This window comes from Paracidovorax oryzae ATCC 19882, from assembly GCF_000687165.1.
Taxonomy (GTDB): Bacteria; Pseudomonadota; Gammaproteobacteria; order Burkholderiales; family Burkholderiaceae_C; genus Paracidovorax; species Paracidovorax oryzae.
Genome location: NZ_JMKU01000007.1, coordinates 231,371 through 244,451 on the forward strand (window position 1 = coordinate 231,371; position 13,081 = coordinate 244,451).

Sequence of the window (13,081 nt, forward strand, 5' to 3'; positions counted from 1 at the left end):
ACCGAACGCCAGAACCCATCGCGAGACATCAATAGCAACGTCGCGGTGCGCAGACCCGCCGGCCAGTTGCAGCATGACCTCGCACTGCAGAGAATCGGGCGCATGAAATCCCAATTCACGTGCTCACTTCTTCTGGCCGCATCCCTGCTGACTCCCAGCCTTTTCGCCCAGACAGCATGCCCCTCCGGCGTGGCCGCGGGCAGCGCGCTCTGCGGGCCGAGCGGCGACAGCGGCGACAGCGCGCCGTCGCGGCCAACAGGCTACTGGGTAAAGACCTGGGGGGCGCTGGTGAGCTCGAACAAGGCCAAAGAAGCCTGGTCGTCCAAAGGAAAGGACTCCGAAGCGGACGCCCGGAAGGACGCATTGGGCAGGTGCCAAGCCAGGGGCTTCTCCGATTGCAGCCTGGACACCACGTACTTCAATCAATGCGTAGCGGTGGTCTCTTCGGATGAACAAAAGGGGATCACGATCGGCAAGAGCGGGAGCAAAGAAGCCGCTGAGTCGGTTGGACTCAAATCGTGCAAGGAGAGCGGCAACCAACATTGCACGATCGAGTTTTCCGACTGCACCGTCCCGTACTTCGTGAAGTATTAGCCCGATCATCATGGCTGCTTCGCCGGCACGCAGCTTTGGCGAACACCTTCAATTTCAGGCGCTCTGGTACCCCATCGACGTGGAGATGCGCGCAGCGATGTTGCTCACGATGCCCTTCACCTCGTCCAGCGTAGGGTTGGCCTGCGCGTCGATGCGCTCGATGTAGGGCACGTTGAGCGCGGCGATCACCTGCCCTCCCACGCCCAGGATGGGGAAGGCGGCATGGGTCACGCTGCGGATCTGGCGGCTGGGCATGACGGCGTGCCCGTGCTCGCGCACCTGGCGCAGGATCTCGAACAGCTCGCCCGGCTCCATCGTCAGTTCCCCATTCACCTTGATGTGCGCGGCCAGCATGCGCGCGCGCTCCACCTCGTCGCGGAAAGCCAGCAGCACGTGGCCGGACGATGTGTCCGTGAGCCCCGGCATCACGCCGATCTTGAGGCCGAACGACCAGCGCTCGGGGCTGTCCACCTGCGCGATGACCACCACGCGCCCGCCCTGGTACATGGCCAGGTGGCACGACTGCCGGGCGCGGTGCGCCAGTTCCTGCAGCAGGGGCTGCGCCACGGTGACCAGCGAGCGCAGCGCATGCTGGCGGAGCGACAGCTCGAACAGCTTGATCGAGAGCGTGTAGCGGTTGTTGTCGTCCACCATCACGTAGCCGCACCGCTGCAGGGTGAGCCAGCCCCTTCTCGAGCGCCGGAGCGGCGTAATGCGGACTGCTGCGCCGGGTGCCCGGGTCTTCGTCCGTGGAGCCGTTGGCGGGAGTAGTGGTCATTCCAGTTCGCGTGACCAGGCGCGCGTGGCCTGCTGCTGCTCGCCCAGGCCCTGGATGCCCACGCGCATGGTGTCGCCGGCCTTCAGGTACACGGGCGGCTTCTGGCCCAGTCCCACGCCCGGCGGGGTGCCGGTGCTGATGATGTCGCCCGGCAGGAGCGACATGAACTCGCTGATGTAGCTCACCAGCTTCGCCACGCCGAAGATCATGGTGCGGGTGCTGCCGTCCTGGAAGCGCCTGCCGTTGACTTCGAGCCACAGGGCCAGCACCTGCGGGTCGGCCACCTCGTCCCGCGTCACCATCCACGGCCCGATGGGCGAGAAGGTGTCGCAGCCCTTGCCCTTGTCCCACTGGCCGCCGCGTTCGAGCTGGTACTCACGCTCCGACACGTCGTTGACGATGGTGTAGCCGGCCACGTAATCCAGCGCCTCCGCTTCGGTGACGTACGAAGCCTTCCGGCCGATCACCACGCCCAGTTCCACCTCCCAGTCGGTCTTGACCGAGCCGCGCGGGATCACCACCGTGTCGTCGGGCCCGATGATGGACGAGCTGGGCTTGAGGAAAAGGATGGGCTCGGCCGGGATCGGCGCGCCGGTCTCGGCCGCATGGTCGGCGTAGTTCAGGCCCACGCAGATGATCTTGCCCACGCGGGCGACCGGCGGGCCGTAGCGCACCTGGCCGCCGACCGCGGGCAGGCTCGCCGCATCGATGGCGGCGAGCTTTTGCAGCGACGCGGGCGACAGCGCGGCGCCGTCGATGTCTGCCACCTGGGCCGACAGGTCGCGCAACTGGCCCCGGGCGTCGATCAGGCCCGGCTTTTCCTGGCCGGGCTGGCCGTAGCGTACCAATTTCATGTTCAATCTCCTGGGATGAAGGGTGGGTGGGTCGTGGGCGGGGCGAAGGGCGTCAATTGGACCAGCCGCCGTCGATCATGTGGATGGTGCCCGTGGTGAACGATGACTCGTCGCTCGCAAGGTACACCACCAGCGCGGCCACCTCTTCGGCGCGGCCCACGCGGCCGATGGGCTGGCGCGCCACGAACGCGGCGCGCACCGAGGCCTCGTCGGTGCCGGCCTGCTGCGCCTGGACGCGGATGCGGCCCTGCAGGGAAGGCGATTCCACCGTGCCGGGGCAATGGCGTTGCAGCGGATGCCCTGCTGCACGAAGTCGGCCACAACGGCCTTCGACAGTCCGATCACCGCCGCCTTCGAGGCCCCGTAGGCGAAGCGGTTGGGCACGCCCTTCACGCTCGACGCGGCCGAGGCCATGTTGATGATCGAACCGCCGCCGCCTTCCAGCATCGCCGGCAGGAACGCGCGGATGGTGCGGTACATGGCCTTGGCGTTCAGGTCGAAGCTGAAGTCCCAATCCTTTTCCTCGCACTGCAGGATCGAGCCGCTGTGCACGAAGCCCGCGCAGTTGAACAGCACGTCCAGCTTGCCGGTGCGCCCGGCGAAGGCTGTGACGGCGGCGGTGTCGAGCACGTCCAGGCGTGCCGTCTCCAGCGCGGCCAGCCCTTCGCCCGCGGCCTCGGCGGCCAGTTCGGCCAGGGCCTGCTCGTCCACGTCGGTGGCCCACACGGTGGCGCCCTCGCGTGCCAGCGCGCTCGCCCGGCCGATGCCCCGGCCCGCAGCGGTGACCAGCGCCGTCTTTCCTTGCACTCGCTTCATGCGCATCCTTGGTTGAAAGTAGATTTCTCCAATGAAATCAAATCTGAGCTACGAGCATATTTCGGTTCGTTCACCAACGGCCTCATCACGGGCGTGGTGCCCATCCTCGCGGTCTGGCTGTTCTGCCTGGGGGCGTCGATCCATGTGCGGGCGACCGGCACGGTGCTGCGCAAGTCCGGCTCGCTGATAGCGGCCAATGCGAACATGAACAACAACCCTTCGCCCGGCAACAAGGCCGGCGGGCCTGGTGTCCATGGACACCCCCGGCTACGATCCGGTATCCGCCACCGGCCAGCTCGCCACCAACACCACGCTGTTCCGCGACATGGGCATGGACATGGACTTCAACGCCGGCGACTTGGTGGACGGCACGCTGAGCGAGACGCACGGCCTGGGCGACAAGGAATTCGTGCCGTGGCAGTCGGCACGGTGATGTGACACAACCCCAGCGATGAACGAAACCGATTTCGATGTAGTGACGATCGGCGAGGCGATGGTGCTCTTCGCCGCGCAGGAGCCCGGTGCGCTCGACAGCGTGGCACGTTTCCAGCGTTTCAGCGCCGGCGCGGAGCTCAACGTGGCCATCGGCCTCGCGCGCCTGGGGCTGCGCGTGGGCTACCTCAGCCGCCTGGGCGATGACTCCTTCGGCCGCAGCCTGCTGGGCGCGATGCGCCAGGAAGGCGTCTCCACCGCCCTGGTCGAGACGACGCCGGCACAGCCGACGGGCTTCATGCTCAAGTCCCGCTCCGACGATGGCAGCGATCCGCAGGTGGAGTATTTCCGGCGCGGATCGGCCGCCAGCGCGATGGGGCCGCAAGACCTGCAGCGCCTGGCTGCCGTCCGCGCGCGGCACCTGCACCTGACCGGCATCAGCCCGGCCCTGTCACCCGGTTGCCGCGAACTCGTGTTCGACACCCTGCGCTGGGCGCGCGGCCAGGGCATGGGCATCTCGTTCGACCCGAACCTGCGGCCCCGCCTCTGGCCCTCGGCCGAAGCAATGACCCGCACGATCAACACGCTCGCGGGCCTGAGCGACATCGTGCTGCCGGGCGTCACGGAAGGACGGATGCTGACGGGCCGGGACAGCGCCCCGGACATCGCCCGGTTCTATCTCGACGCGGGCGCAGGCGAGGTCCTGGTGAAGCTCGGCGCCGAGGGCGCGTGGTGCGCCGACCGGAGCGGTACCGCGTCCCATGTGCCGGGCTTTGCGGTAGACAGGGTCATCGACACCGTCGGCGCCGGAGATGGCTTTGCCGTCGGCGTGATCAGCGCCCGCCTGGAAGGGCTGGGCCTGCACGCCGCCGCCCGGCGCGCCAATGCGATCGGCGCCCGCGTGGTGCAGTTTCCCGGCGACAGCGACGGGCTGCCTACGCGGGGCCAGCTCGAAGAAGCCCTGAACTCACGCGCAGTGGGCTGAGAGGCCAGGAACCGGAAGGGGCCGTTCGCCCGGCTATCCATCGATTCGCGGGGCAGCCCCTGTGCACCGGTACCTGGCCATAGGATGGATGTGATCCGGACATCCCATGGCCAGCCATGAAAAAAATATCCTTTAGCAATCCGTTTCGCAGCAACCGCGCCCATGGGCACCAGGAAGCACGGGGCGAAAGTTCCAGAAGCACCTCCCGGTCGCACTCGGGCGGTACGGAGAGTTTCTACATCGGCCCCGCGACCGGACCGAGGACGCCGCCCCGCCCGGGCGAGCCCGGCTCGCCCGGGCGGGGCGAGCCCGGCTCGCCCTCGGCGATGCGCCCCCGGGCCTCCTTGCACGGCGTTGGCTCGCCCACCCGCCCTCCCCATGCGGCAAGCCCCTCAGGCCCCTCAGTCCTTTCGTCCGGCCGCCCTGCACAGCAGGTCGAGGTACTCACGCCGCTGACGACGATGCCGCTGATCCCCCTGGACCGGATCTCCGGGATGACCCGTGATGGGGCAAAGATTCACAAGAACGTGGTCGGGGCGTTCGTCCGCGAAGCCCTCACTCGACCCGTCATACCCGGCGTGCCCAGGCCGTGGGACCAAACGAGAATGGACGTGGATGTCATGGCCACCTCCGCCGACGGAGCCGTCCGCCGCTATCCCCCTATGTCAGATGCCCGTCGCGACTGGATGCCCGATGGAACCATTTGCGACATTCCCGCAGCGCACGTTAAGCAGCGCATGGGCGGCATCGAGCTCACCCCCGACAAAACAGGGGCAGCGTTCATGGTCGAAGGCCACCCGGTGAGCCCCCTGAAGCTGGGGAAATTCCAGGGCCATCCCCTGCCGGGCGGCAAGCTGCTGGTCCTGCAGCCGGACCAGTACCAGGGCGGGATGGCGTGCGCGCTCATGCTGCTGCTGGACCAGGGACACCTTCACCCCGGTGAAGCCCACCAGTTCGAACCGGAGACAGGCCACCGCGGTGCCTCCTTGCAAAGCGTCACCGGCAAACTGAAGGCCATGACCGGCCAGGAGCCGGTGGTGGTCACCCACGAGGCCAATTTCCACCAATTCGGCCGTCGCCACGCGGCAAGGAACGCCTTCTGGGAGAAGATGGCTGCCAGCATCAACACCGGCACCATGGGGTCGGCCATCCTGCAAAAGGGGGACCACTACCTGATGCTCGACAACGTCAGGAAGGAAGGCGGAAGCTACCGCATCACGATCCGGGACCCGTTCCACGGCACGTGCGTCGAATTCAAGGACACGCACGATTTCTTCAAGGACCTCGACCACTCAGAGGGGAAGGCCTCCCTCACCGCCATACTCGTCCCACGCCCCTGAGGCCCGGCCCCCGGCTTCTCCAGGCCTTCAGCGCTTGATGCCGAAGGCGCTCAGCATCTGCTCGGTCTGCTTCTGCATCTGCTCCTGCATCTGCGTGAACATGGCCTGCGACTGGTCGCGGTACTGGCCCATCATGCCCTGGTAGAGCGGCGACTGCGGGTTCATGAACTGGGTCCACATCTCGGGCGTGAAGCCGTGCGACTGCTCCGCCATGCGCGCCTGGAAGTCGGAGAACATCTGCACGTTCTTCTCCAGGTAGGCGCCCATGAAGCCCTGCATGGCGTGGCCGTAGAAGCGGATGATGTTGGCCAGCACCGTCTCGGTGAACATCGGTGCGCCACCGGCCTCCTCTTCCAGGATGATCTGCAGCAGGATGCTGCGCGTCAGGTCCTCGCCGGTCTTGGCGTCGCGCACGGCCACTTCCTCGCCATCGATGACGAGCTGCTTCACCTCCGCCAGCGTGATGTAGGTAGAGGTGGAGGTGTCGTAGAGCCGGCGGTTCGGGTACTTCTTGATGACCCGCTGCGGACCGCGGGGGGATGGGGATTCGGACGGGGACTCGGACACGGCGGGCTCCTTGCGCACCTGGGGCCAGGAGGGCCCCAGAACTTTTCGTTATGGCTGTGCACCCGATTCTAGGGAGGGGCGCACTGCCGGGCCGCAAAGGAATACCCTGACGCGCCGGCGGGGTCACATCCACGGCGATTCCGCTGTGCGGCATGCGCCCATCCATATAGTAAGATGGATCGAGCTCCTTCCTTCCACCGGCACCTATACCCGGAGGCCTCTTGCTCGCACCCCTGTGCATGGCCCTGTTGGCCGCCTCGCTGCCCGCCAGCGCCGGACCCACGCAGCCCGCGCCTGCGGCGGGCGCCGCGGTGCTTCCGGAGGGTGCCCGCCGCACCGAGGAATGGCTCACCATCCACGGCTTTCCCGAGGTGCCCGACGGCGACCTGGTGCAGATCAACCCGACCGCCCAGCAGTGGCAGGACCAGATCGCGGTGGATCTGCGCGTATCGCGCAGCGGCATGCGCCTGAACTACCGCAACGTGCCCTACCGGTCTTACCAGGGCATGGCCGTGTTCGACTGCGTGCGGCGCAAGGGCTGGTACCTGTCCCTGCAGTACTACCAGGAACCGCTGTGGCAGGGCCCCGTCACCGCCAGGCTCGACTTCAAGGAGCACGAGGCTTCCGTGACTTTCGCGGGCATGCCGGGCGAGCCCTCCGACAAGCTCGTCCGCGCGGCCTGCCGCAAGCGCTAGCGGAGACGGCCGGCCCGCCAAAGCCCACGGGCATCGTCGCCATCGACCGACAGGCACCGGCCCGCCCCGTGCCTAGATTGGAAGCTTTCACGTTCACAGGAGCTTCCCCATGGCATCGTCACCCCCCAATCCATCCAACACGCGCCGCCGCGTCGCCCTGCTCGTCACCGACGGATTCGAGCAGGCCGAGCTGGCCGGCCCTCGCGACGCCCTGCAACGCGCAGGATTCGACGCGCAGATCGTGGCCCCGAAGCCGGGCCAGGTCCAGGGATTCAACCACGTGGACAAGGCCGACCGCTTCGACGTGGACCAGACGCTGGACCAGGCATCGCCCGACACGTTCGATGCCGTCGTGCTGCCCGGCGGCGTGGTGAATGCGGACGAACTGCGTACCAACGAGAAGGCACGGGCCTTCGTGCAGGCGATCGACCGCGCCGGCAAGCCCGTGGCGGTAATCTGCCATGGCGCCTGGCTGCTGATCGATGCGGGCCTGGTGAAGGGCAAGACGCTGACCAGCTGGCCGAGCCTCGCCACCGACCTGCGCAATGCGGGCGCACAGTGGGTGGACCGCCCCGTGCAGGTCGAGGGCCGCTGGATCAGCAGCCGCAAGCCTGACGACATCCCCCAGTTCAACGAGCAGATCCTGAAGACACTGCAGCAAGGCGCCGGCGCGGAACGCGAAGCCCGCAGCTGACCCGGGGAGACGCACCATGGTGACCCAGCTCGACTCCCCCGACGGCAAGCCCCGCAAGGATCCAAGCCGACCCAGCCCCGCCTTCGTGGAAACGGACGACCGCCGCAGCATCGAGAAAAAGCCCCGCCCGCCCTCGCACGGCGACACCGCGCAACCGGACCGGGAAGGCAACCGCCAGGACGGCCTCACAGACTGAAACGGCAGGCTGGCCGCCCCGGCCTATCATCGTCCCGCCATGCGAAGAGGCCCGCGCACCGGGCCCTGTCCAGGGAGGGACCATGCCACCGTATCGAACCGCGCTGCCGGCTGGACCGGCCCGCGCCATCCGCCGCGCCATCCTCGCCGCCGCACTGGCCTGCCTGGCCGCGCCGGGCGCCGCCCAGCCGGTCTATCGCTGCGGCAATGCCTACGGCCAGCAGGCCTGCGATGGCGGCCGCGTGGTGGACACCACCCCGCAATCCATCACGTCCGGCCCTGCACCGGGAACCGCCATCGTCTATCTCTGCCGCGCCCCGGCCGGCGGCAGGTTCTGGACGCCGCGGCATTGCCATGCACATGGAGCCTGGGTGGACCGGACCGAAACCGTGCCCGCAGGCATGCGATGGGAAGCGCAGCGCGCCGCCGCCATCGCCCAGCGCCGGCAGATGGCGGCGCTCGCGGCGCCTGCGCCCCGCAGGCACGCGGCCGGGAACCCGCGGCGAAAGCACCGGCCAGAAGGCCTCGGCGCCGGCTGCAGCCGCACAACCCCGGCGCTCCGCGAACCGCAAGCCCCCATCACCCCCAGCCATCGCACCAGGCATCGCTGCTGAGCAGGCCGCAGGAAAAGTGTCTGTCGCGGTACTCTTTTCCTGGAATTCCGCGAAGTCCCACCATCCCGTATTTTGCGCGACACGCAAATTGCAACAGCCGGCCCCAGAGAGCGCAGGCCTCGCGTCAACGTAACTTTTTATTGCTAGGATCGATTTCATAAAGCTATCGATCTTTTGCATGATGAATAAGTACGTTATCAGCCTGGCGAGGGGGACCCTGTTCGCGCTGGCGCTTACTACCGGCGCCGCACACTCCGACACGTTTCTGGAAACTTTCGGCAAGACCGCCACCCGGCAACGCTCGCTGTACGTCCCGCAATTCGCAGCAGCCGGCGCGGTGAGTTATTACCAGTTCGCCGATCCGACGGTGGCGGGGGTCTCGCGCGATCTGGACAACGGGTACTACGCCGTACTCAACCCCAACCAGGTCATCGCCACGGGTGGTGCCTCGTGGTGGGCCAACGGCGACACGGGCCCGGCTTCCGCCTTCACGGACCACACGGGCGATGGCGGCGCCGTACTGATCGTGAACGCGGGCAATGTGCAAAACGCCGTCTATCGCCGCATCGTGTCCCTCGAAGGCGGCAAGACGTACACCCTGGCGGCATGGCGGTTAGTGGTCAACGGCCCGACGGATCTGGGCTTCGAACTGCGTGAGCCCGACGATACCGCCAGCCTGGGCAGCTCGCCGGGTTTCACGACCACCGGCTCCACGGGCGCAGGGCAGTGGGTGCGCCTGTCCTGGAACTTCACTACGCCCGGCGTCTGCACCACCCGGCAGTACGCGGTCAGCGTGCGGAACAACTCGCCGGTGACCAACGGCAATGACCTGTTCCTGGACGACATTTCCATAGCGGAGGCGAGCGGAGGAGCTGCAGGCCAGGTGACCTGCCCCACGACCTCGGTGCCCACCGTCACGGCGGTCAACGACACCGGCACGACGCCGCCGGACCGCCCGGTCACCATCGCGCTGCGAGCCAACGATTCGTCGTCCAACCCCACGGCCGCTGCGCTCGGCCTGCCCTCCCAGGGCAATACTCCGGCCCAGCACGGCACCGTGGTGTTCAACAACGACGGAACCGCCACCTACACGCCGAACGCGGGCTACACCGGCAACGATGCGTTCTCCTACGACATCTGCACCGTGGCGTCGCAGACCAATCCCACTCCGTTCTGCTCCACCGCGTCCGTCGCGGTCAGCGTGGCGGTTCCCACCGTGGCCGCAGGCGACGATAGGGCATCGACACAAATGGGTCGCCCGGCCACGGTCAACCTGCTGGCCAACGACACCTCGTCCAACCCCGCGGCGGCACCTCTCGGCACGCCATCGGCGGGCAGCGTCTCGCCGCGCAACGGCTCCGTGGTGTTCAACGCGGACGGCACCGCCACCTATACGCCGAACCCCGCCTTCACCGGCACGGACTCGTTCTCGTACAAGGTCTGCACGGTGGTATCGGCCGGCAACCCCACCGCCTCCTGCTCGGAAGCCACCGTCAACGTCACCGTGACCCTTCCCGCCATCCTCGCCATCCCGACCCTGTCGGAATGGGGCATCCTGCTGATGTCGTCCCTGCTGGCGCTGCTGGGCATCGGCGCGGCCCGCCGCCGCACGCGCTGATCCCCCGCCAGCCCCCGCCACGGGGCCCTGCGGCGACAGCCTGGCCTACACTGGCGGGCCATCGCCACCGAGCAGAGAGAGACAGCCCCATGGCCACACATACCGCCACCATCGCCTGGCAGCGCGGCACCGACGATTTCCTGGACAGGCGATACCACCGCGCCCACACGTGGCAGTTCGATGGCGGGGCCACGGTGGCGGCCTCGTCATCGCCCCACGTCGTGCCCCTGCCCTACTCCGACGCGGCAGCGGTCGATCCCGAGGAGGCCTACATCGCCGCGCTCTCCAGTTGCCACATGCTGTGGTTCATGGACTTCGCCAGCCGCGCGGGCCATCGCCTCGACAGCTACACCGATGCGGCCACCGGCACCATGGCGAAAAACGAGGCTGGCCAGATCGCCGTCACCCATGTGCAGCTGCGCCCCGTCACGCGCTTCGATGCAGCGCACGCGCCCACCGCGGAGCAACTGGAGGCCCTGCACCACCAGGCCCACGCGTCGTGCTTCCTGGCGAACTCCGTGAAGACGCGCATCGACTGCGAGCCGGTGCTGGAAATCAGCGGAAATTAAAAAGCCCTCTTTCGAGGGCTTTGCTTGCAGGCAGGAACGGGAGCATCAGTCCTGATGGCTGGCGCATTTGCCGTCGGCCTTCCGGTAGCCCGGCCCGCCACGCGAACCGCAACCACCCCGGCCTCCTCCGCCGCCCCCGCCACCCGTGAACGAAGCCCGCCCGCGGGTACGGCCCTGTCCGCCGCCGCGTGACGAACCTCCGCCGCCCCGCCGGCCTCGCGCAGCCGCCTCACCAGCCACGGCACCCAGGAGCGCAGCCATCAATGCAGAACCCAGCAAGCGGCGCTTCATGGCTCTTTCGTCCCTTCCTTGCCGGTGTGCGGATTCACATTGCCCTTGGTGCTCCAGTTGTCCAGCCTGGTGCCGTTCGGATTGGTCGCGTGGCTCGGTGCCACATAAGTGCCGTCCTTGCGGGTGTAGCCACTCACCGAATGGCTGGAGCCGTGGCTGCTGCCGGAACTGGAGGCGTGATGGCCGCCGGAATGGCCACCGCCGTGGCCACCACCGCCCTTGGCGATGGCGAAGGTGCACAGCGACAACGCCGCGACCAGGATCAGGGATTTCTTCATGTTGTGTTTCCTCTCACGCCGGGATAGGCGCGAGAGCATCCTGCACGGAAACATTCAGCAACACAAGGGCGGCGCGTCAAAGCGATAGCAGCGTTTTCCCCAGCGGCCCGGTGCACGTCGTTCAGGGGCGGTGCCCCAGCCGTGGCTGCGACATCCCCGACAGCCAGCCGCCCCCCCGCGGCGAAGCATCAGGCCGGCAGGCGGAAGACCGAGACCGCGCCCACCAGTTGGTCGGCCTGCGCCTTGAGGCTGGAGGCCGCCGCCGCGCTTTCCTCGACCAGCGCGGCGTTCTGCTGCGTGGCCTGGTCCATCTGGGTCACGGCTTCTCCGACCTGCGCCACGCCGTCGCTCTGCTCGCGCGTGGCGATGCTGATCTCCGAGACGATGGACGCCACCTTCTGGATGAGATCCATGGCTGCCTGCACCGCGGAGCCCGCCTGCTCCGCCTGCTGCGAGCCGTCCTGCACCCGGTGGGTGCTGGTGGCGATCAGCTCCTTGATGTCCTTGGCGGCCGCCGCGCTGCGCTGGGCCAGGCTGCGCACCTCGCCTGCCACCACGGCGAAGCCGCGCCCCTGCTCGCCGGCCCGGGCCGCTTCCACCGCCGCGTTCAGCGCGAGGATGTTGGTCTGGAACGCGATGCCGTCGATCAGGCCGATGATGTCGGCAATGCGCCGCGAGGCTTCATCGATGGAGCGCATGGTGCCCACCATCGTGCCCACCGCCTCGCCGCTGCGCGCCGCGGCCGATGCGGCATCCTGCGCCAGCGCGCTGGCCTGCCGGGCATTGTCGGAGTTCTGGCGCACGGTGGAGCCGAGCTCCTCCATCGACGCTGCGGTCTGCTCCAGGGCCGAGGCCTGCTCTTCCGTGCGCGAGGACAGGTCGATATTGCCCTGCTCGATCTCGGCGCTGGCGGTGGCCACGCTTTCGGCATTGGCGCGCACCCCGCCGACCACCTGCGACAGGCTGTCGCGCATGCCGGCCAGGGCCTGCATGAGCTGCGCGGCCTCGTCGCGGCCCTGGGGAACGATGGACATGGTCAGGTCGCCGGAGGCCACGCCCTGCGCTATCACCACGGCCTCGCGGATCGGCCGCGTGATCAGGCGCGTGATCCACCATGCCAGCGCCACCGCGATGGCCACGGCCGCCGCCACGAGGCCCGCCAGCGTCCACACGGCGCGGCCATACACCGTGCGCACGTTCTGCTCGGCGATATCCGCGGACTTCCGGTTGAAATCGGCGAGCGTGCCCAGCGCGCCGGCCATGGCATCGAAAGCCTGCTCCGACTCCCCGAAGAACAGCCGGGTCGCTGCGGCCCGCGCATCGGGCGGCAGCGCGAGCAGGCGGGCCTGCACCTTCGCATAGGCGTCGCGCGCCGCACGGTACTCGCCGAACAGGCGCTGCTCCTCGCCGGGCGTGACCAGGGGAGCATAGACCTGCTCGGCCTCCGCGAACTGCGCCATGCGGTGCGCAAGCTCCTCGCGGCGCTTCGCCGTGGTCTCGTTCGGCTCCGGCAGGAACAGTTCGCTCTCGGTGCGGCGCACGCGGTTGGCCGCGGTGCGGGCGTTGCCGATCGCCTGCACGCTCGGCAGCCAGTTGGTGGCGAGGTCCTCGGCACCAGCCTGGATGGCGTGCATCTGCGTCCAGGCGGCCAGGCCCATGGCCAGGGTCAACGCGGTGGTGAGCGCGAAGGCGATGGCCAGCTTGAGGCCGATGCGGAGGTGCTGGAGGTTCATGGCGCGGTCCGGGAGGTGATGTACCTAT

General features: G+C 68.1%; 14 protein-coding genes and 3 pseudogenes. 11 read left to right on the forward strand and 6 right to left on the reverse strand.

Going from position 1 to position 13,081, the window contains the following annotated elements; translation table 11 throughout:
• Positions 1-102: 102 nt before the first annotated feature.
• Positions 103-594 (forward strand): DUF4189 domain-containing protein, encoded by a 492-nt coding sequence (locus tag T336_RS25985; protein ID WP_084151384.1) that lies wholly within the window; start codon positions 103-105, stop codon positions 592-594.
• Between the two features lie 54 nt (positions 595-648).
• Here the strand turns inward: T336_RS25985 and T336_RS24850 are convergent, their stop codons facing one another.
• The 3 genes and pseudogenes from T336_RS24850 to T336_RS24855 all read right to left on the reverse strand — a co-directional run bounded on the left by T336_RS24850 (position 649) and on the right by T336_RS24855 (position 3,042).
• The gene (locus tag T336_RS24850; RefSeq protein WP_156957811.1) at positions 649-1,248 is read right to left on the reverse strand and encodes an IclR family transcriptional regulator; all 600 of its coding nucleotides are present in this window, start codon (positions 1,246-1,248) and stop codon (positions 649-651) included.
• A 120-nt stretch (positions 1,249-1,368) separates the two neighbouring features.
• A complete protein-coding gene (locus tag T336_RS0107300) occupies positions 1,369-2,226 on the reverse strand; it encodes a fumarylacetoacetate hydrolase family protein (protein WP_026432039.1) in 858 nt (285 codons plus the stop codon).
• 52 nt (positions 2,227-2,278) lie between these two features.
• Positions 2,279-3,042: pseudogene (locus T336_RS24855) on the reverse strand (SDR family oxidoreductase).
• A gap of 57 nt (positions 3,043-3,099) precedes the next feature.
• Between T336_RS24855 and T336_RS27350 the strand changes: the two are divergent.
• The 4 genes and pseudogenes from T336_RS27350 to T336_RS24860 all read left to right on the forward strand — a co-directional run.
• Positions 3,100-3,231: pseudogene (locus T336_RS27350) on the forward strand (2-keto-3-deoxygluconate permease); the annotation flags it as partial.
• A 3-nt stretch (positions 3,232-3,234) separates the two neighbouring features.
• A pseudogene (locus tag T336_RS0107310) lies at positions 3,235-3,475 on the forward strand (altronate dehydratase); the annotation flags it as partial.
• 18 nt (positions 3,476-3,493) lie between these two features.
• On the forward strand, positions 3,494-4,459 hold the full coding sequence (locus T336_RS0107315) for a sugar kinase (protein WP_026432040.1): 966 nt from the start codon (positions 3,494-3,496) through the stop codon (positions 4,457-4,459).
• 461 nt (positions 4,460-4,920) lie between these two features.
• Positions 4,921-5,799: a hypothetical protein gene (locus tag T336_RS24860; RefSeq protein WP_026432041.1), complete on the forward strand. Its 879-nt coding sequence runs from the start codon at positions 4,921-4,923 to the stop codon at positions 5,797-5,799.
• A gap of 27 nt (positions 5,800-5,826) precedes the next feature.
• On the opposite strand, the gene phaR is transcribed toward T336_RS24860, so the two are convergent.
• Complete coding sequence (gene phaR, locus T336_RS0107325; protein ID WP_026432042.1) at positions 5,827-6,366, reverse strand: polyhydroxyalkanoate synthesis repressor PhaR; 540 nt, start codon at positions 6,364-6,366, stop codon at positions 5,827-5,829.
• A gap of 221 nt (positions 6,367-6,587) precedes the next feature.
• Between phaR and T336_RS0107330 the strand changes: the two genes are divergently transcribed.
• The 6 genes from T336_RS0107330 to T336_RS0107355 all read left to right on the forward strand — a co-directional run bounded on the left by T336_RS0107330 (position 6,588) and on the right by T336_RS0107355 (position 10,751).
• Entirely contained in the window at positions 6,588-7,061 is a 474-nt protein-coding gene (locus tag T336_RS0107330; RefSeq protein ID WP_244883889.1) for a surface-adhesin E family protein, read from the forward strand.
• 109 nt (positions 7,062-7,170) lie between these two features.
• The gene (locus T336_RS0107335) at positions 7,171-7,755 is read left to right on the forward strand and encodes a type 1 glutamine amidotransferase domain-containing protein (RefSeq protein WP_026432044.1); all 585 of its coding nucleotides are present in this window, start codon (positions 7,171-7,173) and stop codon (positions 7,753-7,755) included.
• Positions 7,756-7,771: 16 nt separating this feature from the next.
• Positions 7,772-7,951: a hypothetical protein gene (locus T336_RS0107340; protein WP_026432045.1), complete on the forward strand. Its 180-nt coding sequence runs from the start codon at positions 7,772-7,774 to the stop codon at positions 7,949-7,951.
• Between the two features lie 82 nt (positions 7,952-8,033).
• Complete coding sequence (locus tag T336_RS25730) at positions 8,034-8,564, forward strand: hypothetical protein (protein WP_026432046.1); 531 nt, start codon at positions 8,034-8,036, stop codon at positions 8,562-8,564.
• 181 nt (positions 8,565-8,745) lie between these two features.
• Positions 8,746-10,182 (forward strand): IPTL-CTERM sorting domain-containing protein, encoded by a 1,437-nt coding sequence (locus T336_RS0107350; protein WP_244883890.1) that lies wholly within the window; start codon positions 8,746-8,748, stop codon positions 10,180-10,182.
• Positions 10,183-10,271: 89 nt separating this feature from the next.
• Entirely contained in the window at positions 10,272-10,751 is a 480-nt protein-coding gene (locus T336_RS0107355; RefSeq protein ID WP_019703421.1) for an OsmC family protein, read from the forward strand.
• Positions 10,752-11,038: 287 nt separating this feature from the next.
• Here the strand turns inward: T336_RS0107355 and T336_RS0107360 are convergent, their stop codons facing one another.
• Positions 11,039-11,320, reverse strand: coding sequence for a hypothetical protein (locus tag T336_RS0107360; RefSeq protein ID WP_019703420.1), 282 nt, complete (start codon positions 11,318-11,320; stop codon positions 11,039-11,041).
• Positions 11,321-11,508: 188 nt separating this feature from the next.
• A complete protein-coding gene (locus tag T336_RS0107365) occupies positions 11,509-13,053 on the reverse strand; it encodes a methyl-accepting chemotaxis protein (RefSeq protein ID WP_026432048.1) in 1,545 nt (514 codons plus the stop codon).
• Between the last annotated feature and the right edge of the window lie 28 nt (positions 13,054-13,081).

What these genes read in the sequence shown, in the direction of transcription:
- T336_RS25985 (WP_084151384.1), top strand. Translation starts at nt 103, where the DNA reads ATGAAATCCCAATTCACGTGCTCACTTCTTCTGGCCGCATCCCTGCTG.
- T336_RS24850 (WP_156957811.1), bottom strand. Translation starts at nt 1,248, where the DNA reads ATGGTGGACGACAACAACCGCTACACGCTCTCGATCAAGCTGTTCGAG.
- T336_RS0107300 (WP_026432039.1), bottom strand. Translation starts at nt 2,226, where the DNA reads ATGAAATTGGTACGCTACGGCCAGCCCGGCCAGGAAAAGCCGGGCCTG.
- T336_RS0107315 (WP_026432040.1), top strand. Translation starts at nt 3,494, where the DNA reads ATGAACGAAACCGATTTCGATGTAGTGACGATCGGCGAGGCGATGGTG.
- T336_RS24860 (WP_026432041.1), top strand. Translation starts at nt 4,921, where the DNA reads ATGCCGCTGATCCCCCTGGACCGGATCTCCGGGATGACCCGTGATGGG.
- T336_RS0107335 (WP_026432044.1), top strand. Translation starts at nt 7,171, where the DNA reads ATGGCATCGTCACCCCCCAATCCATCCAACACGCGCCGCCGCGTCGCC.
- T336_RS0107340 (WP_026432045.1), top strand. Translation starts at nt 7,772, where the DNA reads ATGGTGACCCAGCTCGACTCCCCCGACGGCAAGCCCCGCAAGGATCCA.
- T336_RS25730 (WP_026432046.1), top strand. Translation starts at nt 8,034, where the DNA reads ATGCCACCGTATCGAACCGCGCTGCCGGCTGGACCGGCCCGCGCCATC.
- T336_RS0107350 (WP_244883890.1), top strand. Translation starts at nt 8,746, where the DNA reads ATGAATAAGTACGTTATCAGCCTGGCGAGGGGGACCCTGTTCGCGCTG.
- T336_RS0107355 (WP_019703421.1), top strand. Translation starts at nt 10,272, where the DNA reads ATGGCCACACATACCGCCACCATCGCCTGGCAGCGCGGCACCGACGAT.
- T336_RS0107360 (WP_019703420.1), bottom strand. Translation starts at nt 11,320, where the DNA reads ATGAAGAAATCCCTGATCCTGGTCGCGGCGTTGTCGCTGTGCACCTTC.
- T336_RS0107365 (WP_026432048.1), bottom strand. Translation starts at nt 13,053, where the DNA reads ATGAACCTCCAGCACCTCCGCATCGGCCTCAAGCTGGCCATCGCCTTC.